Origin of the sequence: Microbacterium sp. K35 (assembly GCF_004794375.1) — a bacterium.
Lineage (GTDB): Bacteria > Actinomycetota > Actinomycetes > Actinomycetales > Microbacteriaceae > Microbacterium > Microbacterium sufflavum.
Genome location: NZ_SSDM01000306.1, coordinates 1 through 18,796, shown reverse-complemented (window position 1 = coordinate 18,796; position 18,796 = coordinate 1). Strand labels below are relative to the sequence as shown.

Sequence of the window (18,796 nt, the reverse complement as noted above, 5' to 3'; positions counted from 1 at the left end):
ACAGCCAGTCTAGCCCTCCTGGCCTGCACAGAATCTACCCTTGCACTCTGTGGTTTGAATGTGAGCACATCGGTATCAACCTTCGGCTGACGGCTCGTATTCCCCGACCGCCTCAGCCAGCATTCGCACCAGCATCGCCACCGACTGCGCGCGTACCGCCGCTCGGTCGCCGTCGAAGACGAACGCCTCCGTGCGAGTGCCCTCCGGAGTGACGACGCCCAGATGGACGGTCCCGACCGGCTGACCGTCCGGCGACTGCGGCCCGGCGATCCCGGTGGTGGAGATACCGACGTCCGCCGACCGTCCGTCGACGGCGACGGCGTGGCGAACCCCCTCGGCCATCTGCCGCGCCACCTCGGGATGGACGGGTCCCTGTGTCGCGAGCAGCTCGGCGTCCACCCCGAGCAGCGAATGCTTGACCGGCGTCGCATACGCGACCACGCCGCCGAGGAGAACGACGGAGGCTCCGGGAACGGCGACCAGCGCCGCGCAGACCGCGCCGCCGGTCAGCGACTCGGCGACCCCGAGCGTCCAGCCGCGCGCGCGCAGGGCGCCCACGACCATCTCAGGGGTGAACGACGTCATGACCGCTGTCGCGAACCGCGTACCTGCGCCACGATGTAGTCGATTCCGCTGACCACCGTGAGGACGAGCACGATCAGCATGAGCACGAAGGTGATGGTCGTCCACGGACCGAGACCGATCCACACGTGAAGCGGCAACAACGCCCAGCCGAGGGCCACGCCCTGGAACGCGGTCTTGATCTTGCCCATCCAGGCGGCAGCGACGACATGCTCGCTCGCGACCACCAGACGATGAATCGTGATACCCCACTCGCGGACGAGGATCACTATCACGATCCACCAGTTGACCTCGCCCAGAATGGCCAGCCCGATGAAGCCGGCCCCCGTGAGGAGCTTGTCGGCGATCGGATCCCACAGCTTCCCGAAGTCGCTCACAATGTCGTAGCGACGCGCGAGATACCCGTCGACCCAGTCGGTCGAGATGGCCACGATGAAGAGGATGCCGGCGATCCAACGCACCACCGGATCCGGGATTCCATAGGTGCCACCGAGGAGCAGGAGAACGAAGAAGACCACCGCGAGCGGGATCCGCGCCACCGTGATCGCGTTGGGGAGCTGCCGGGAAATGGCCATCAGTCGCGTCCCGTCAGGCCCCAGGCGTCTTCATCGCCTTCCGCCTCCACGACCGGAAGCCCGTCGTACTGCCCCGCGATCGGGTCGCGCTCGGGCGACGGAGGTGCGGCGGCCGGTGCGCCGGCGCTCGGAGCGGACGCGGGCACGTCCTCACCGCGAAGGCGGGCCATGACCTGCGGCAGCTGTTCCGGGGTGGCCAGCACGTCGCGGGCCTTCGACCCCTCCGACGGGCCGACGACCTCACGCGACTCGAGCAAATCCATGAGCCGACCGGCCTTCGCGAACCCGACGCGGAGCTTGCGCTGCAGCATCGACGTCGATCCGAACTGCGACGAGATGATGAGCTCGGCCGCGGCGAGGAGGAGCTCGAGGTCGTCGCCGATGTCCTCGTCGACCTCTTTCTTCTTGCTCGGCTCCATCGCCTCCTGCACATCGGCGCGGTACTCCGGTCGAGCCTGACGCGTGACGTGCTTGACGACGGCGTCGATCTCCTTCTCGTCCACCCAGGCACCCTGCAGGCGGAAGGGCTTCGACGAGCCCATCGGCGAGAAGAGCGCGTCTCCCTGACCGATCAGCTTGTCGGCGCCGGGGCTGTCGAGGATCACGCGGCTGTCGGTGACGCTCGTGACCGCGAACGCGAGCCGGGACGGCACGTTGGCCTTGATGAGACCGGTGACGACGTCGACGCTCGGACGCTGCGTGGCGAGCACCAGGTGGATGCCGGACGCGCGAGCGAGCTGCGTGATGCGCACGATCGAGTCCTCGACGTCACGAGGGGCGACCATCATGAGGTCGGCGAGCTCGTCAACGACGACCAGCAGGTACGGGTACGGCTTGAGAACCCGCTCGCTGCCGACCGGCACCTCGACCTCACCGGCGCGGACGGCACGGTTGAAGTCGTCGATGTGACGGAAGCCGAACGACGCGAGGTCGTCGTACCGCATGTCCATCTCCTTCACGACCCACTGCAGCGCCTCGGCCGCCTTCTTCGGGTTCGTGATGATGGGCGTGATCAGGTGCGGCACCCCGGCATAGCTCGTGAGCTCCACGCGCTTCGGGTCGATCAGCACCATGCGCACATCCGCCGGGCGAGCGCGCATCAGCAGACTCGTGATCATCGAGTTCACGAAGCTCGATTTACCCGAGCCGGTGGAGCCGGCGACGAGGAGGTGCGGCATCTTGGCGAGGTTCGCGACGACGAAGTTGCCACCGACGTCTTTGCCGACGCCGATCGTGAGCGGGTGAGTGCTCTTCTGCGCTGCGGCGGAACGTAGCACGTCGCCGAGGGCCACCGTCTCCCGGTCGGTGTTCGGGATCTCGATGCCGATCGCGCTCTTGCCAGGGATCGGAGAGAGGATGCGGACGTCGTTCGAGGCGACGGCGTAGGCGAAGTTGTTGCTGAGCTGCAGGATCTTCTCGACCTTGACGCCGTGACCGACCTCGACCTCGTACTGCGTGACCGTCGGGCCGCGCGAGAAGCCGGTGACCTTCGCGTCGACCTTGAACTGGTCGAGGACGCTGGTGATCTGCTCGACGATGCGGTCGTTCGCGTCGGAACGCGCGACCGAGGGCGGCCCCTCGGAGAGCACGCCGGGCGACGGAAGGATGTACGGAGCGACCGGAGCCTGTGGCCCCCGCTCCCCCGGCCCTTCGGTACCGAAGCCGTCGAGCCCAGGGAGCTCGGGCATCTCGCCCGTGTCGGACTCGTCGTCGAGGAGGGCCGTGGTCTGCTGCTCAGCGAGGGAGTCGGCGATGGACCGGACGTCGGAGAGCACCTCAGTGGCTGCCTCCGAAGGATTGGCGACCGTGATCGCCTGGTCGTACGCGGGCGTCGGCTCGTTCGTGGTGAGCAGTGCCGTGATGTCGTCGGAACCGAGCGTCCCCTCGTCCGGATCCTCCTCGCGGCCCGTCTTGTTCCGGCGCCACCAGGGCAGCACGTCGGGATCGTCGACCTTGTCGGCCTCGTCGATCGCCGCCGCGTCCTTCGTCGGCTTCTCCGGGCGCTCCGCGTCGAACATCCACGCGTAGAGGTCGCCGAGACGCGAACCGATGCGGTTCGGCGGAGTCTTGGTCAGGATCAGGATGCTGAGGACGACCAGCAGCGACAGCAGCACGTAGGCGGGGATGTCGGTGAGGTAGGAGACCGGCTGTCCGAGGAGCCAGCCGAGGAGACCGCCCGATTCGCTCAGAGCCGGCATCCCCTGGTTCGGATGGGGCCGCGGTCCGGCCACATGGAAGATCGCCGACAGCGCCAGCACGAACAGGCCGAAGCCGATCCCGATGCGCCCGTTGTCGTGCACGGAGGACGGGTGCCGGAAGAGCCAGCCGGCCAGGAGGAGCAACAGCACCGGCATGATGAACGCGACCCGGCCGACGAACAGACCGACCGAATAGGCGCTGATGTTCGCCGCGATCTCGTTGCCGATGAAGAACCACTCGTTGACGGCGCCCAGCACCGCCAGGATCACCAGGAAGAACGGGAAGCCGTCGCGACGGTCGTCCTTCTCGAGCGTCTCCGGCCCGAACGCACGGAAGAGACCGCCGACCGCGTGCGCCAGGCCGTTCCAGGCGCGGACGGCGACCGGAGGCTTGTCCGCTTCGTCGACGTACTTCTTGGGTGCCGGCGCCGCCTTGGAAGCCGACTGCCGCTTGGGGCGCGACGACGCGGTCGTCGACGCGCGCTCGGTCTTCGTGGTGCTCCTGGCCATGCTCCCACGCTACGTCCAACAGCCGACATCTCCGTGCAATGACCCGGCTTTCCGCGGCTATCCGGGGTCAGGCCTCGATGACGAGGGGCACGATCATCGGACGGCGACGGAGCTTCTGGTTGACCCAGCGGCCGATCGTGCGGCGCACGACCTGGGAGAGGGCGTGCGTGTCGCGCACGCCGTTGCCCGAAGCCTCCTTGAGCGCGGCGACGATCTTCGGCGCGACGTCGTCGAAGACCGAGTCGTCCTCCGCCACGCCGCGGGCGTGGATCTCGGGGCCGGAGATGATGCGACCGGTCGCCGCGTCCACCACGACGATGACCGAGATGAACCCCTCCTCGCCCAGGATCCGCCGGTCCTTCAGATCCGCGTCGGTGATCTCGCCCACCGTGGAGCCGTCCACATACACGAACCCGAGATCGAGCTGTCCGCTCACGCGGGCCACGCCGTCCTTGAGGTCGATCACGGTGCCGTTGGAGGCGATGATCGTGTTCTCCTCCGGGATGCCCGTGTCCTGGGCGAGCTTGGCGTTGGCGATCAGGTGGCGGTACTCCCCGTGCACCGGGAGGACGTTCTTCGGCTTGAGGATGTTGTAGCAGTAGAGCAGCTCGCCCGCCGCCGCGTGGCCGGACACGTGCACCCGCGCGTTCGCCTTGTGGACCACGTTCGCGCCGAGCTTCGTGAGACCGTCGATCACACGGTAGACCGCGTTCTCGTTGCCAGGGATGAGGCTCGAGGCGAGGATGACCGTATCGCCCTCGCTCACCTCGATCGCGTGGTCGAGGTTCGCCATGCGGCTGAGCACCGCCATCGGCTCGCCCTGCGACCCCGTCGACATGTAGACGATCTGCTCGTCGGGCAGGTCGCGGGCCTTCTTGAAGTCGATCAGCACGCCCGCGGGCACCTTGAGGTAGCCGAGCTGCTCGGCGATGGTCATGTTGCGCACCATGCTGCGACCGAGGAAGGCGACGCGCCGTCCGTGCGCGTGCGCGGCGTCGATCACCTGCTGCACGCGGTGCACGTGGCTGGAAAAGCTGGCGACGATGACGCGGCGCGGGGCCTTGCCGATGACCTGGTCGAGGACCGGCCCGATCGAGCGCTCGGTCGGGGTGAACCCGGGGACGTCGGCGTTCGTGGAGTCGACGAGGAAGAGGTCGACGCCCTCCTCCCCCAGCCGCGAGAACGCGCGCAGGTCGGTGATGCGGCCGTCCAGCGGCAGCTGATCCATCTTGAAGTCGCCCGTCGCGAGCACCATGCCCGCCGGCGTGCGGATCGCGACGGCGAGTGCGTCGGGGATGGAGTGGTTGACGGCCACGAACTCGAGGTCGAACGGCCCGACCCTCTCCTTCTGCCCCTCCTTGACGGTGAGGGTGAACGCCTTGATGCGGTGCTCCTTGAGCTTCGCCTCGACGAGCGCGAGCGTCAGGCCGGAGCCGATCAGGGGGATGTCGCTCTTCAGGCGCAGCAGGTACGGCACGGCGCCGATGTGGTCCTCGTGCCCGTGCGTGAGCACCACGCCGACGATGTCGTCGAGACGGTCGCGGATGGGCTCGAAGTCGGGCAGGATCAGGTCGACGCCGGGCTGGTGCTCCTCGGGGAACAGCACGCCGCAATCGACGATCAGGATCTTGCCGTCGTACTCGAACACGGTCATGTTGCGGCCGACCTCGCCGAGGCCGCCGACCGGGATGACCCGCAGCGTTCCTTCGTCGAGAGCGTACGGTTCGGCCAGGGGAATGGACATGCTGTCTCCTCAGTCGGACACTTCGCGCGTCCGTTCGTTCATGGGGACGCGACTCAGCGCGTCGTGCCGTGCACCTTCGGCAGGGCGCCGCCCGCGGCCGCGTTGCGGTCGGGACGGAAGTTCGAGAAGTCCGCACCGGGAACCCCGGCGACCAGATCGAGCTCGTCCTCGATCAGCGCGGCCTCCCACTCCTCCGGGCCCACCAGAGGCAGCCGGACGCGCGGGCTCGAGATGCGACCGAGCCCGTGCAGGATGTACTTCGCCGCGACCGTGCCGGGGACGTGCGTCATGACGGCGCGCACCAGAGGCTCGAGGCGCTTGTGCTCGGCGGTGGCGGTGGCGAGGTCGCCCCGGTTCACCGCATCCACGATCGTGCGGTAGGGCGTGGCCGTGATGTTGGCCGTGACCCCGATGAGCCCTGTCGCACCGATCGCGAGATGCGGCAGGACGTTCGCGTCATCGCCCGAGAAGTACATCAGATCGGTCTGGTTGAGCACGCGGCTCACCTCGGAGAAGTCTCCCTTGGCGTCCTTCACGGCGAGGATGTTCGGGTGCTTCGCGAGGCGGAGGATCGTCTCGTACTTGATCGGAACGCCCGTACGACCGGGGATGTCGTACAGGATGACCGGAAGGTCCGTGGCGTCCGCGACGAGGCGGAAGTGCGTCAGGATACCGGCCTGCGTCGGCTTGTTGTAGTACGGCGTGACGATCATGATGCCGTCGGCACCGGCCTTCTCGCTGGCCTTGTAGAGCTCGATCGCGTGCGCGGTCTCGTTCGATCCACCGCCGGTGATGATCTTGGCGCGGCCGGCGGAGACCGACTTGCCGACCTCGACCAGCTTCAGCTTCTCGGGGTCCGTCAGGGTCGAGGTCTCGCCGGTCGTTCCCGTCACGACGATGCCGTCCGCTCCCGCGGTGATCACGTCATCGATGTGCTTCTCGACGGCGGGCCAGTCGACTTCGCCGTCGGCCGTCATCGGAGTGACGAGCGCGACGAGAACCTGTCCGAAAGGGTTGCCCGAGTGCGTCATGACACCAGCGTATCGGGTCACGTGGCGCGGCCGCGGACCGCGCCGCCTAGGCTCACGCCATGGGATGGATCACGCACGCGTCGCGCCTCGCCTACGAGAACCCCTGGATCCGCGTACGCGAGGACCAGGTCACCGGTCCGAGCGGCCGAGGGATCTACGGCGTCGTCGAGATGCAGCACCCCGCCGTGTTCGTGGTCGCGGTCGACGCCGACGACCGCGTCTGCCTCGTCACTCTTGACCGGTACACCGTGGGGCCGTCGCTCGAGATCCCTGCGGGGGGCACCGACGGCGAAGAACCGCTCGTGGCCGCCCGCCGCGAGTTCCTCGAGGAGACCGGTCACACGGCCGACGACTGGACCGAGCTCGGCACCATGAACGCCCTCAACGGGATCGCCGTCGCGACGGAGCACGTGTTCCTGGCACGCGCGATCCGTCGTGTGGACGAAGCGACCGGCACCCGGGCCGAGGAGGGCATCGAGTCGGTCTCGTGGGTGCCGTTCGCCGACGCCCTCGCGATGATCACGGATGGACGGATCACCGATGGAGAGACCATCGCCGCCCTCGCCCTGGCCGGCATCCGGCTCGGACGCTTCGGCTGAGACCGTCAGACGCGCCCGCGCCGCGCCACGGCGGAGGTCAGCGACTGCGGGAGCACGCGGGCGACCGCGACAACGACCTTGTAGCGGAGGGACGGGATCGACACGGGCTTCCCACGGGCGGCATCGCGAAGACCGGTGCGCACCACCGACGGGGCGTCGAGCCACAGGAGACCCGGAACCCCCTCCTGCCCCGCCGCGAGGCCCATGCGCTCGTGGAAGGACGTGTGCGTGAAGCCGGGGCAGAGCGCCGTGACCGTCACGCCGTCGCGCGCGTACTCCGCGTTCGCCCAGCGGCTGAAGCCGATCAGCCACGCCTTGCATGCCGAGTATGTCGACCGGGAGATGAACCCGGCGACCGACGCGACGTTGATGATGCGTCCTCCGCGGCCGCGCATGCTCTGGAGTGCGGCGTGCATGAGGCGCATCGATGCCTCCACGTGGACGCGCAGGTGCCGCACTTCGTCGTCGATGTCGTTGTCCGCGAACTGCAACGGCAGTCCGAAGCCGGCGTTGTTCACGAGCAGATCGACCGGATCGGACGTGTCCCGCAGGCGCTCGGCGACGCGCGAGACGCCCTCCTCCTCCGACAGGTCGGCGACGAGCACCTCGACCGCGACGCCATACTCGCTGCGCAGCTCCGCCGCGAGGGCCTCGAGCGCGTCGGCCGAGCGGGCGACCAGGATGAGGTCTCCCCGACGTCGGGCGAGCTGACGCGCGAACTCCGCGCCGAGGCCGGCGCTGGCTCCCGTGATGAGTGCGGTGGGCATCAGCGCTCGTATCCCAGGAAGCGATACCGCACGCCCGTGCGCGAGGTCTGCCACTCCCCCTCGTCCACGAGCCGCCACCCCGTCGTCGGAGGCGCGAACGCGTCGCCGTCGACGTCGAGGTCGATCTCGGTGACCTCGAGCCTGTCGGCGTCGCCGATCACCTGGCGGAAGATCTCCGCCCCTCCGATGATCCACACCCTGTCGCGGCCGCGCACGGCCTCGGCCACGGTCGCGGCACGGGAGGCCCCGTCCGCCGCCCAGTCCTGCTGGCGCGTGACGACGAGGTTGTCGCGCCCGGGGAGCGGCCGGAACCGCTCGGGCAGCGAATCCCAGGTCTTGCGCCCCATGATCACGGGCGCTCCGTGCGTGATCTCCTTGAAGTGCGCCAGATCTTCGGGAACGTGCCACGGCATGCCGCCCTCGGCGCCGATCACCCCGCCGTGGGCCTGCGCCCAGATCAGCCCGACCCAGGTCATACCGCCACCGCCGCCCTGATCGGCGCGTGGTGCTGATAGTCCTCCACCACGAAGTCCTCGTAGCGGTAGTCGAAGATCGATTCCGGGGTGCGGGCGAAGCGCAGCGTCGGATACGGGAAGGGCTCCCTCGTCAGCTGCTCGCGCACCTGGTCGACGTGGTTGTCGTACACGTGGCAGTCGCCGCCCGTCCAGACGAAGTCGCCCGGTTCCAGCCCGACCTGCTGCGCGATCATCATCGTCAGCAGGGCATAGGACGCGATGTTGAAGGGCACGCCGAGGAACATGTCGGCGCTGCGCTGGTACAGCTGGCAGGAGAGCTTGCCGTCGGCCACGTAGAACTGGAACAGGGCGTGACACGGCGCGAGAGCCATGTCCGGGATGGCGGCGGGGTTCCACGCCGACACGATCAGGCGTCGCGAGTCCGGGGTGCGACGGATCTGCTCGATCACCTCGGACAGCTGGTCGATGCTGCCCCCGTCCGGGGTGGGCCACGAACGCCATTGCACGCCGTACACGGGTCCGAGGTCACCCTCCGCGTCCGCCCACTCGTCCCAGATCGTCACGCCGTTCTCCTGCAGCCAGCCGACGTTGGAGTCGCCGCGGAGGAACCAGAGCAACTCGTAGGCGATCGACTTGAAGTGCACGCGCTTGGTCGTGATCAGCGGGAAGCCCTGGGAGAGGTCGAACCGGATCTGACGGCCGAAGACGCTGGTGGTCCCGGTGCCGGTGCGATCGCTCTTGTGCGTCCCCGTCTCGAGGACGTCGCGGAGCAGGTCTTCGTACGGGGTCGGGACGGGGGCGCTCATGGGAGTCAGGATACCCGGCCCGCTCGCCCCGAGGGCGGATCTGCGCTGTGCCGCCGGGGCGTCATCCGCGGAAACATGCGGGCCCGCATGACTCGCGCGCGCTTAGTCTCGACGCATGTCGCCCGTGCTCGCCCTCGCCGTCGTGGCGGTGCTGCTCGGCGCCGCGGTCGTCGCGGGCGCCGTGCTGCGCCACCGCGAGGGCGCTCAGCGCCGCGCCGGAGTCGTCCGGTTCGATCCTGCCGACGCGGGGACTCCACTCGGGCAACGCGCGACACTCGTGCAGTTCAGCACCGAGCTGTGCGCGAAGTGCCCACAGGTCCGTCGACTCCTGGGCAGCTACGCCGCGGAACAGGACGGACTGCGCCACGTCGAGATCGACCTCACCACGCGTCCCGACCTCGCCAGCCGCTACCGCGTGCTGCAGACCCCGACCACCCTCGTGGTGGACGGCAGTGGCGAGGTCGTCGCCCGTTTCCACGGCGTGCCGCAGCGGCACGCCCTCACTGACGCCGTCGCTGCGGCGTGACCACACCCGGAGGTCTCATGTCCGCTCCCGCCGGCATCGACCCGCGAGGACCACGGTTCGCCGCGACGATCACCAGCGTCCTGCTGCTCATCGCCACGTTCCTGGCGCTGACCGGCGTCTCCACCCACCGGACCGAGCCCGCGGGCGACTGGGCGATCGTCACCGCCTCGCCCCTCGAGCGACTGACCGACCCCGGCTTCCTGGTCGCGCTCGTGATCGCTCTGCTCTTCCTCTGGAGCGTCGTGTCACCGCGGACCGCGCCATGGGGTGCGCTGTTCCGCAGCGTCGTCCGCCCGCGCCTCCCGCCACCCTCCGAGCTGGAGGACCCGCGACCTCCACGGTTCGCGCAGGGGGTCGGGCTGGTCGTGGTCGGTGTCGGCCTCGTCCTGCACCTCACGGGAGTCCCCTGGGCGCTGCCGGTCGCCACCGCGGCGGCCTTCGTCGCCGCGTTCCTGAACGCCGCGTTCTCGTTCTGCCTGGGCTGCCAGCTCTACCTGGTCCTCCAGCGCACCGGCCTGCTCGGACGGAACACGAGGCCCGCCTGACCCGGTTCCCCGGCGACCGGCGGCTCGATAGGCTGGCCCCGAGCGCCGCTGCTCACCCCGCAGCGCGAGAACCGGAGGACCCCCATGCCCGTCACCAGTGAAGCCGCCGCCACGTGGACCGGATCGCTCACCGAGGGATCGGGGACGGTCGCGTTCTCGTCGTCGCACCTCGGCACCTTCCCGCTCGACTGGAAGGCCCGCAGCGAAGGCAGCGACACCACCACCACTCCGGAGGAGCTGATCGCCGCAGCCCACGCCTCGTGCTTCAGCATGGCGCTGTCGCACGCACTCGCCGAGAACGGCACGCCCCCGGAGCGCGTCAACACCAGTGCCTCCGTCACGTTCAAGCCCGGTGTCGGCATCACCGGCAGCCACCTCAACGTGAACGCCGTGGTGCCCGGCCTGACCCCGGCCGCGTTCCAGGAGATCGCCGAGGGTGCCAAGACCGGCTGCCCGGTGTCGCAGGCGCTGGCCGGGATCGACATCACCCTCGAGGCCACTCTCGCCTGATCGTCCAGGCGGCGGGCATCCGACGTCGGGTTCAGGCGCGGAAGAGCCTGATCGCCTCGCGGATGCTCGCCCTCGCGTCCTTGCGTCGTCCGGCGGCGTCCTGCACCACGCCGAGACGGTAGCGGGCGCGCCAGTCGCTCGGAGCGGCCGCCGCGGCCTCGGTGTAGCGGGCGATCAGAGGATCCGCGTCCGCCCGGGCCAGGCGGCCGCTGGGCGTGAGCTCGGTCTCTACGGGCGGCATGCCCCCCTCGGCATCGAGGATCCGACCGAGCCGGTCGGCCCCGAACCCGAACAGCATCTCCCTGACCAGCGCCCAGGCTCCGAGCGGGGCGAGCACGAGGAGCGTGATGCCCATGCCGATCGACACCGGGGTGCCGACGGAGATGAACATCACCGCCAGCCACACCGCCACCGCCAGGTAGACCAGGAGCGCCGCCGCCATCAGGCCGACGCCGATCCGCGACATCACGAGCGCAGACCGAGGTCGATCATGTTCTCCAGCCCGACGACCACCCCGGTCGCCGACGCGGCATACGGCACGGCGAGCCGGATGCCCGGGGCGTACGCGAGGGCCGAGTCGGTGGTGTCGTGCGTCAAGGTGAGCGACTCGCCAGGGCCCGACAGGATCACCTCCTGCTTCGCGATCACGCCGGGACGGCGGAGGGAATGGATCGGGACGCTCGCGACCTGCTGGCCGCGGGCCCGCTGATCCGCGTGCGGCGCACTGACCGGACCCTGCTCTGCCCGCGCCGCGGCGATCAGCTCGGCCGTGCGGACCGCCGTGCCGCTGGGCGAATCGATCTTCGTCTCGCGGTGCGCCTCGATGATCTCCGCCGATCCGAAGAACGGTGCCGCAGCGGCGGCCAGCGCCGAGCCGAGCACGGATCCCAGCGAGAAGTTCGGGATGAAGACCGCACCCGTCCCCGCCGCGTCGACCAGCGGACGCACCAGAGCGATGCGCTCGGCCGACCAGCCCGACGTCGCCACCAGCACGTTGCTGCCCTGCTCCACCGCGGTGCGCACCACGTCGACGCTGATCTGCGGCGTGGAGGCATCCACCACGAGGTCGGCCCCCTGCAACTCCGACAGATCGCTCGATGAACCGAGGACCCGGGTCACCGCGAAGCCGTCGAGCTCCGCGATCGCCGAGCCGATGATCGTCCCGAGCTTTCCGGTTCCGCCGACGAGGGCTACCTTCGTGGTCATGCGTCCAGCCTATGGCCGGGCGAGCGACCGCAGCCGCGGCGCGCTGAGGCGCGGCGTCACACGAGGAGCGCGTCGGGGATCCCGGTGCGCAGCTCCACGGGCAGGTGTCCGGTGTCGTTGTGAGTGAGCAGCGTCCACGGACGCCCCTGCTTCTGCGCGATCACGGTGAGACCGCAGTGCGACTGGTTCAACGTCATCCAGCGCCACTCCGGCGCCGCCAGCACCTCGCGCACGAACCACGAGATCACGAAGTTGTGCGTGATGAGCACCTCGTGCACCTCGCCGGTCTTGCGGACCAGGAACTCGTTGACCGCATCGGACATCTGCGCGCGGCCGGCTTCGATCTCCGCCTCCGTGACGGAGCCGAAGAACGGCTCGAACACCGAGGGCGTCTCCTCCGTCATGCCCGTGGGCACGCAGTCGAACAGGAGCGCCGTCGGCTCGGGATCGACCGACGGAAGACGTCCGGCGATCGCCCTCGCCGTCTCGTTCGCCCGCAGGAGCGGCGAGTGCCAGACCGCATCGAGCGGGAGCCCGGACAGGCGGTCGGCGATCAGCTCCGCCTGCCGCTGGCCGCGCGGCGACAGGGGTCCGTCGGCGAGGCCGTGCTCGGCATCCTGATGTTCACCGTGTCTGACCAGATATATGTAGTGCGTCACAACTCGCTCGCTCGCTTCATCGCCAGCTCCCGCCGGACCTCTCCTCCACCCTATGTCACGGGTGGGTCGACGTTCAGTTGCCCGCGCGGGAGAGCTCGGCCACCTGACTCCGTGACAGTGCCACACCCGCACCCTGCATGAGCTCGTCCACCTGCTCGGCCGCGAACGTGTTCACGATCGGCGCGGTCACCGTGCGCTGCGCCAGGAGCCAGGCGATCGAGACCGCGGCCACGGGCACCCCGAGCTCCTCGGCCACCTGGTCGAGTGCACGGAGGATCTTGATGCCGCGCCGGTTGAGGTGGCCGCGCAGCTGTTCCCCGCGCACGCCGCGCGAGGTGAGCGCCTTGTTGCGGTGACGCCCCGACAAGAAGCCGTGCTCGAGAGCGTGCGAGGGTGTGACCGCGAGGTTCTGCGCTCCGGCCACCAGCCGCAGGTCGCCCTCGAACGGCTGACGCCGCACGAGGTTGTACGGCGCGTCGATGACCGTGATGCGGGGGTATCCGGCCGAGGCCAGGATGCGCGCTTCCACGAGTCGCTCCGGGCTCAGTCCGTAGGCACCGACGGCGCCGATCTTGCCGGCCTCCATCAGCCACTCGACCGTCGCGAGCGTGTCTTCCAGGTTGGTCGTCGCATCGAGCGTCGCGTCGAGGTACAGCACATCGATGCGCTCCACGCCCAGCCGCGTCAGCGATCCCTCGACGGCGCGGACGAGGTTGACCGAGCCGAGTCCGGGGTTGTCCGCGTGAGCGCCGATGCGGACGCTCAACACGACCCGGTCCCGCTGGTCTCGCGACCGCAGCCACTGTCCGAGGATGTGCTCGCTGCGACCACCGGAGAAGCCGTCGGCCGTGTGGATGGCGTTCCCGCCGATCTCGGCGTAGCGGTCCAGGATGCCGTGGCTGGTCTCCAGGTCGACGTTCCACCCGAACTCGGCGGCGCCGAGCATGAGCGGGAAGGTCTCGAAGCCGGTCTCCCCGAGCGGGAGCCGGATGGCCTCGCCGACGCCGGGGCCGACGATGGGGATGGGGGCGGACGGGTGGTCCTCGTGTTCCTGCGCGGCGCGATCAGCCGCTGTTCCTGCGCCTACGCTGAACAACCGCATACTCTCACCCCCGCATCGATCGGTGCGTGCCGACCTGCCTCGCTGCCTGACTAGCACCCCCCGGTGCGTACTTCGAGGGTATGCGACCGCAGCCGACGTCCCGACCAATCCGGGGAACGGCGCGGAAACTTCCGATAACGTTTTGATCACATCGCCGACGACGAAGCCCGGCCCCCTCCTCGCGGAGAGAGCCGGGCTCCAGACGAACGGACGGAGTTACTCCGCCGCGGCCTCGTCCGACGGCGCCTGCTCAGCGGCCGGGGCGTCGTCGAGCACGGGCTCCAGCGAGAGCTTGCCGCGGTCGTCGATCTTCGTGATCTTGACGAGGATCTTCTGACCGACCGAGAGGACGTCTTCGACGTTCTCCACGCGCTTGCCACCGGCGAGCTTGCGCACCTCGGTGACGTGCAGCAGGCCGTCCTTGCCGGGCAGCAACGAGATGAAGGCGCCGAACGTGGCGATCTTCACGACGGTGCCGAGGAACTGCTCGCCGACCTCCGGGTTGGTGGGGTTGGCGATCGCGTTCACCTGGGCACGGGCGGCCTCGGCCGAGGGGCCGTCGGTCGCGCCGATGTAGACGGTGCCGTCCTCCTCGATGGAGATCTGCGCACCGGTCTCGTCCTGGATCGCGTTGATCGTCTTGCCCTTCGGGCCGATCAGCTCACCGATCTTGTCGACCGGGATCTGCACGCTGATGACGCGCGGCGCGGTGGGCGCCATCTCGTCGGGAGCGTCGATCGCGGCGTTCAGGACGTTGAGGATCGTCAGACGGGCGTCCTTGGCCTGGGTCAGCGCGCCGGCGAGCACCGACGACGGGATGCCGTCGAGCTTCGTGTCGAGCTGGATGGCGGTGACGAACTCGCTCGTACCGGCGACCTTGAAGTCCATGTCGCCGAGCGCGTCCTCCGCACCCAGGATGTCGGTCAGCGCGGCGTAACGGGTCTCCCCGTTCACCTCGTCGGAGACCAGGCCCATCGCGATGCCGGCGACGGGAGCGCGCAGCGGCACACCCGCGTTCAGCAGCGAGAGGGTCGAGGCGCACACGGAGCCCATCGAGGTCGAGCCGTTGGAGCTCAGCGCCTCGGACACCTGACGGATCGCGTACGGGAACTCCTCGCGGCTCGGCAGCACCGGCACGAGGGCGCGCTCGGCGAGGAAGCCGTGCCCGATCTCGCGACGCTTCGGCGAACCCACGCGGCCGGTCTCACCGGTCGAGTAGGGCGGGAAGTTGTAGTGGTGCATGTAGCGCTTGCTGGTCGTGGGCGACAGCGAGTCGATCTGCTGCTCCATCTTGAGCATGTTCAGCGTGGTGACACCCATGATCTGGGTCTCGCCGCGCTGGAAGATCGCAGAGCCGTGCACGCGCGGGATGACCTGCACCTCGGCGTCGAGCGGGCGGATGTCCGCCAGCCCGCGGCCGTCGATGCGGGTGCCCTCGGTGAGGATGCGCCCGCGGACGATCTTCTTCGTGACCGACTTGTACGCGGCGGAGAACTCCAGCGGGGCCGCGGCCGGGAGCGAGCCCGCCTCGGTGGCCTCGATGAGCTCGGCCTTGACGCGCTCCTTGATGGCGTCGTCGGCGTTCTGGCGCTCGGTCTTGTCGGCGATCTGGTAGACGTCGCTCAGCTCGGCGAACGCGCGCTCGGACACGAAGTCGTAGACCTCATCGCTGTAGGCCGGGAAGACCGGGTAGACGCCCGGCTCCTTCGACGCCGTGGCGGCGAGCTCGGCCTGTGCCTTCACGAGCTGGGCGATGAACGGCTTCGAGGCCTCGAGGCCCTGGGCCACGACGCTCTCGTCGGGCTTGGTGGCGCCCGCCTTGATCAGGTTCCAGCTGCCCTCGGTCGCCTCGGCCTCGACCATCATGATCGCGACGTCTTCGGAGCCGTCGGCCTTGGTGACAACGCGACCGGCAACGATCAGGTCAAACACGGCCTCCGACACCTGCTCGGCCGTCGGGAACGCGACCCACTGGTCGGCGTGCTCGCCGTGGCCGGGGATGAACGCGAGGCGCACACCGGCGACGGGGCCGGAGAACGGCAGGCCCGAGATCTGGGTCGACGCGGACGCGGCGTTGATCGCCAGCGCGTCGTAGAACTCGCCCGGCGCGATCGAGAGGACCGTGATGACGATCTGGACCTCGTTGCGCAGGCCGTCGACGAACGACGGACGCAGCGGACGGTCGATCAGACGGCAGACCAGGATCGCCTCCGTGGAGGGACGACCCTCACGACGGAAGAACGAGCCGGGGATCTTGCCGGCGGCGTAGGACCGCTCCTCGACGTCGACCGTCAGCGGGAAGAAGTCGAAGCCCTCGCGCGGGTGCTTGCCCGCGCTGGTGGCCGAGAGGAGCATGGTCTCGCCGTCGAGGTAGGCGGCGACAGCGCCCTGAGCCTGCTGCGCGAGGCGGCCGGTCTCGAAGCGGATGGTGCGGGTGCCGAAGCGGCCGTTGTCGAGAACGGCCTCGGTGGCGGTGATTTCAGGACCTTCCAAGAGGTCTCTCCTTCTTTGTTTAGCCTCGCGGGCCCGTGTGACGCGCGAGGTGTTCATGAAGGAGCGGATGCGGTGGGGTTCGGGCGCGCGGGGATTCCCCGAGTCTCGCCTGCGCTGGCCACCAGTAGAAAGCCACCCGACGACCGCGCCGAGGAACCCACCACAGGGGACCAGCTTCTCCGCCGATCGCTCCATGAGTCGATGTGAAGTTGTACAGTCGACCGCAGTCAACCGGATCCACCCTACCAGCGACGTCCTCGGATCCCGCGTGCTCTCGCCGTCGAAAGTGTCGACACCCGCCGGTCATGGTGTGTTCACCCTCCCGTCGACCGTGCGTCCAGGGCGTCGGCTCTGCTGGGGTCATGCGCATGTCAGTGATCGGATGCGGGTACCTCGGGGCCGTGCACGCCGCGGCCATGGCATCGCTCGGACACGAGGTGATCGGCGTCGACGTCGACGAGGGCCGCGTGGCTGCGCTCTCCCGCGGGCAGGCCCCGTTCTTCGAGCCGCAGTTGGACGACCTCCTCGCGTCGGGTCGGGCGGCAGGGCGCCTCCGCTTCGGCACCCGCATCGAGGACGCGGCAGGCGCGACCGTGCACTTCCTCGCCGTCGGCACGCCGCAGCAGCCGCACGGCCCGGCCGCTGACCTGCGCTTCGTGGACGCCGCCGTCGACGCGCTGCTCCCTCACCTGCGCCCCGGCGACGTGGTGGCGGGCAAGTCCACGGTTCCCGTCGGCACCGCCGCGCGTCTCGCCGGACTCGTGCACGACCGCGGAGCGACGCTGGCGTGGAACCCCGAGTTCCTCCGGGAGGGCTGGGCCGTGCACGACACCCTGACCCCCGATCGGATCGTGGTGGGGGCGGACAGCGGGGCAGCGGGCGAGCGCGCCGTCGCGGTCCTGCGCGACGTGTACCGTGCCGCGATCGAGGCGGGAACCCCCTTCCTCGCGACCGACCTCGCCACCGCCGAGCTGGTGAAGGGAGCGGCCAACGCCTTCCTCGCCACCAAGATCTCGTTCATCAATGCCATGGCCGAGATCGCCGAGGCCGCGGACGCCGACATCGCCCTGCTCGCGGAGGCGCTCGGCCACGACACGCGCATCGGGCCACGCTACCTCGGCTCCGGCATCGGATTCGGCGGCGGCTGCCTGCCCAAGGACATCCGGGCGTTCGCGGCGCGCGCGGAGGAGCTCGGTCGGCGCGAGGCCGTGGGCTTCCTGCACGAGGTGGACGCGATCAACCTCCGCCGCAGAGACCGCGCGGTGCAGCTCGTGGTCGACGCCCTCGCCGGACGGGTGTTCGGCCGCCGGATCGCGGTGCTCGGTGCCGCGTTCAAACCCTTCAGCGACGACGTGCGCGACTCCCCTGCGCTCGATGTCGCCGTGCGCCTGCGCGGCCTCGGCGCCGACGTCGTGGTCACCGACCCCGCGGCGATCGACAACGCCAGGGCCCTGCACCCGCAGCTGGGATACACGAGCGACCGGGACGAGGCCCTCCGCGGAGCCGACGCCGTGGTGGTCGTGACGGAGTGGGACGAGTACCGGCGGGCGCTCTCCCCCGCGCATGCGGGGTCGCTCGTGCGCGGACGAGTCGTGGTCGACGGCCGCAACTGCCTCGACGCCGCGGCGTGGCGTGCGGCCGGTTGGACGTACCGCGGCATGGGTCGTCGCTGAGCGCCACCCCCGCGCTCAGCCCACCGGTGCGCCGCGCTCGACGGACGAGCGACCGAGGTAGACGTAGTCGTCGTGCTTGGCGCGGCGGCCGTCACCCGCGGCCCTCCCGTGCAGGCGACGCCACACCCACGGCAGCGCGTACCGCCGCCACCACGCACCGGCTCCGATCGACTCGTGCTCGTGCAGCACGGCGTCGAGCGCGCCGAGGGCCTCGGCGTGGGGCACCCCGAGCACCTCGCCGACGCGATAGGCGAGGAACCGGTGCCCGCGACTGCTGAGGTGCACGAGATCCTCCCCCCAGTGCGGTCGCTCCGCGAGCGCGGGATGCAGGTCGGTGTCGATCAGGATGGCGCCGGTCCGCGCGGCCACCCCGGCGAGCGCGGTCGCGAAAGCTGCGAAGCGTCGCGCGTACAGGGCTGCCGCGCGTCGTCCGGGAAGGAAGGGCGTCACCAGCACGACCTCGGCGCCGCCGGCGCGCAGTCGCACGATCGCGCCCTCGACCTGTGCCGCGAGCGTCGGCACGGGGGCACGGTACTTCACGAGGTCGTTCGCGCCCACGAGGATCGAGACCAGGTCGGGTCGGAGCTCCAGCGCGCGCTCGAGCTGCTCCCCACAGACGTCCTGCACGCGCTTCGACCGGATGGCGAGGTTGGCGTAGTGCAACCCGCCCCGCGCCGCGAGCAGCAGCGCCAGTCGGTCGGCCCAGCCCCGCAGCGCCCCATCCGCGCCCGGGTCGCACAGGCCCTCCGTCAGCGAGTCGCCCAGCGCGACGTATCTGCGCCAGCGCGCCGGGC

Annotated in this window: 19 protein-coding genes; 5 read left to right on the top strand and 14 right to left on the bottom strand. The window is 69.8% G+C overall.

Annotated elements, in window-relative coordinates; all coding sequences use genetic code 11:
• Positions 1-75: 75 nt before the first annotated feature.
• From DW299_RS11975 to dapA, 5 genes are all read right to left on the bottom strand, one after another.
• On the bottom strand, positions 76-585 hold the full coding sequence (locus DW299_RS11975) for a CinA family protein (RefSeq protein WP_136036723.1): 510 nt from the start codon (positions 583-585) through the stop codon (positions 76-78).
• Positions 582-1,157, bottom strand: a complete 576-nt coding sequence (gene pgsA, locus DW299_RS11970; protein WP_136036722.1) for a CDP-diacylglycerol--glycerol-3-phosphate 3-phosphatidyltransferase — start codon at positions 1,155-1,157, stop codon at positions 582-584. The genes DW299_RS11975 and pgsA overlap by 4 nt, the downstream gene beginning before the upstream one ends.
• A complete protein-coding gene (locus tag DW299_RS11965) occupies positions 1,157-3,865 on the bottom strand; it encodes a DNA translocase FtsK (protein ID WP_136036721.1) in 2,709 nt (902 codons plus the stop codon). The genes pgsA and DW299_RS11965 overlap by 1 nt, the downstream gene beginning before the upstream one ends.
• 67 nt (positions 3,866-3,932) lie before the next feature.
• The gene (locus DW299_RS11960; RefSeq protein WP_136036720.1) at positions 3,933-5,609 is read right to left on the bottom strand and encodes a ribonuclease J; all 1,677 of its coding nucleotides are present in this window, start codon (positions 5,607-5,609) and stop codon (positions 3,933-3,935) included.
• A 53-nt stretch (positions 5,610-5,662) separates the two neighbouring features.
• Positions 5,663-6,640 (bottom strand): 4-hydroxy-tetrahydrodipicolinate synthase, encoded by a 978-nt coding sequence (dapA, locus tag DW299_RS11955; protein WP_136035020.1) that lies wholly within the window; start codon positions 6,638-6,640, stop codon positions 5,663-5,665.
• Positions 6,641-6,699: 59 nt separating this feature from the next.
• Here dapA and DW299_RS11950 point away from each other — a divergent pair, with 59 nt between their 5' ends.
• The gene (locus DW299_RS11950) at positions 6,700-7,239 is read left to right on the top strand and encodes an NUDIX domain-containing protein (protein WP_136036719.1); all 540 of its coding nucleotides are present in this window, start codon (positions 6,700-6,702) and stop codon (positions 7,237-7,239) included.
• 5 nt (positions 7,240-7,244) lie between these two features.
• On the opposite strand, the gene DW299_RS11945 is transcribed toward DW299_RS11950, so the two are convergent.
• The 3 genes from DW299_RS11945 to DW299_RS11935 are packed head-to-tail and all read right to left on the bottom strand — an operon-like array spanning position 7,245 to position 9,288.
• A complete protein-coding gene (locus DW299_RS11945) occupies positions 7,245-8,006 on the bottom strand; it encodes an SDR family NAD(P)-dependent oxidoreductase (RefSeq protein WP_136036718.1) in 762 nt (253 codons plus the stop codon).
• Positions 8,006-8,482, bottom strand: a complete 477-nt coding sequence (locus DW299_RS11940) for a dihydrofolate reductase (RefSeq protein WP_136036717.1) — start codon at positions 8,480-8,482, stop codon at positions 8,006-8,008. The genes DW299_RS11945 and DW299_RS11940 overlap by 1 nt, the downstream gene beginning before the upstream one ends.
• Entirely contained in the window at positions 8,479-9,288 is an 810-nt protein-coding gene (locus DW299_RS11935; protein WP_136036716.1) for a thymidylate synthase, read from the bottom strand. The genes DW299_RS11940 and DW299_RS11935 overlap by 4 nt, the downstream gene beginning before the upstream one ends.
• A gap of 115 nt (positions 9,289-9,403) precedes the next feature.
• On the opposite strand from DW299_RS11935, the gene DW299_RS11930 reads away from it, so the two are divergent.
• From DW299_RS11930 to DW299_RS11920, 3 genes are all read left to right on the top strand, one after another.
• Complete coding sequence (locus DW299_RS11930) at positions 9,404-9,814, top strand: thioredoxin family protein (protein ID WP_136036715.1); 411 nt, start codon at positions 9,404-9,406, stop codon at positions 9,812-9,814.
• Between the two features lie 17 nt (positions 9,815-9,831).
• A complete protein-coding gene (locus tag DW299_RS11925; RefSeq protein WP_136036714.1) occupies positions 9,832-10,359 on the top strand; it encodes a DUF4395 domain-containing protein in 528 nt (175 codons plus the stop codon).
• Positions 10,360-10,443: 84 nt separating this feature from the next.
• Positions 10,444-10,869, top strand: coding sequence for an OsmC family peroxiredoxin (locus DW299_RS11920; RefSeq protein WP_136035033.1), 426 nt, complete (start codon positions 10,444-10,446; stop codon positions 10,867-10,869).
• 31 nt (positions 10,870-10,900) lie between these two features.
• Here the strand turns inward: DW299_RS11920 and DW299_RS11915 are convergent, their stop codons facing one another.
• The 5 genes from DW299_RS11915 to DW299_RS11895 form a co-directional block, all read right to left on the bottom strand.
• Positions 10,901-11,335 (bottom strand): hypothetical protein, encoded by a 435-nt coding sequence (locus tag DW299_RS11915; protein ID WP_136035035.1) that lies wholly within the window; start codon positions 11,333-11,335, stop codon positions 10,901-10,903.
• Complete coding sequence (gene dapB / locus DW299_RS11910; protein ID WP_136036713.1) at positions 11,335-12,075, bottom strand: 4-hydroxy-tetrahydrodipicolinate reductase; 741 nt, start codon at positions 12,073-12,075, stop codon at positions 11,335-11,337. Before dapB ends, DW299_RS11915 begins: the two co-directional genes overlap by 1 nt.
• Positions 12,076-12,131: 56 nt before the next feature.
• Positions 12,132-12,734, bottom strand: a complete 603-nt coding sequence (locus tag DW299_RS11905; protein WP_136035039.1) for a histidine phosphatase family protein — start codon at positions 12,732-12,734, stop codon at positions 12,132-12,134.
• A 73-nt stretch (positions 12,735-12,807) separates the two neighbouring features.
• Complete coding sequence (locus DW299_RS11900; protein ID WP_136035041.1) at positions 12,808-13,836, bottom strand: aldo/keto reductase; 1,029 nt, start codon at positions 13,834-13,836, stop codon at positions 12,808-12,810.
• Between the two features lie 216 nt (positions 13,837-14,052).
• Positions 14,053-16,329 carry a polyribonucleotide nucleotidyltransferase gene (locus DW299_RS11895; RefSeq protein ID WP_136036712.1) on the bottom strand — a complete coding sequence of 759 codons (2,277 nt, stop codon included), beginning with the start codon at positions 16,327-16,329 and terminating at the stop codon, positions 14,053-14,055.
• A 362-nt stretch (positions 16,330-16,691) separates the two neighbouring features.
• Here DW299_RS11895 and DW299_RS11890 point away from each other — a divergent pair, with 362 nt between their 5' ends.
• Positions 16,692-18,002 (top strand): UDP-glucose dehydrogenase family protein, encoded by a 1,311-nt coding sequence (locus DW299_RS11890; protein WP_136035045.1) that lies wholly within the window; start codon positions 16,692-16,694, stop codon positions 18,000-18,002.
• 15 nt (positions 18,003-18,017) lie between these two features.
• Here DW299_RS11890 and DW299_RS11885 read toward each other — a convergent pair.
• Positions 18,018-18,796: SGNH/GDSL hydrolase family protein (locus DW299_RS11885; protein WP_136036711.1), on the bottom strand; the 779-nt coding region annotated here is incomplete at its 5' end.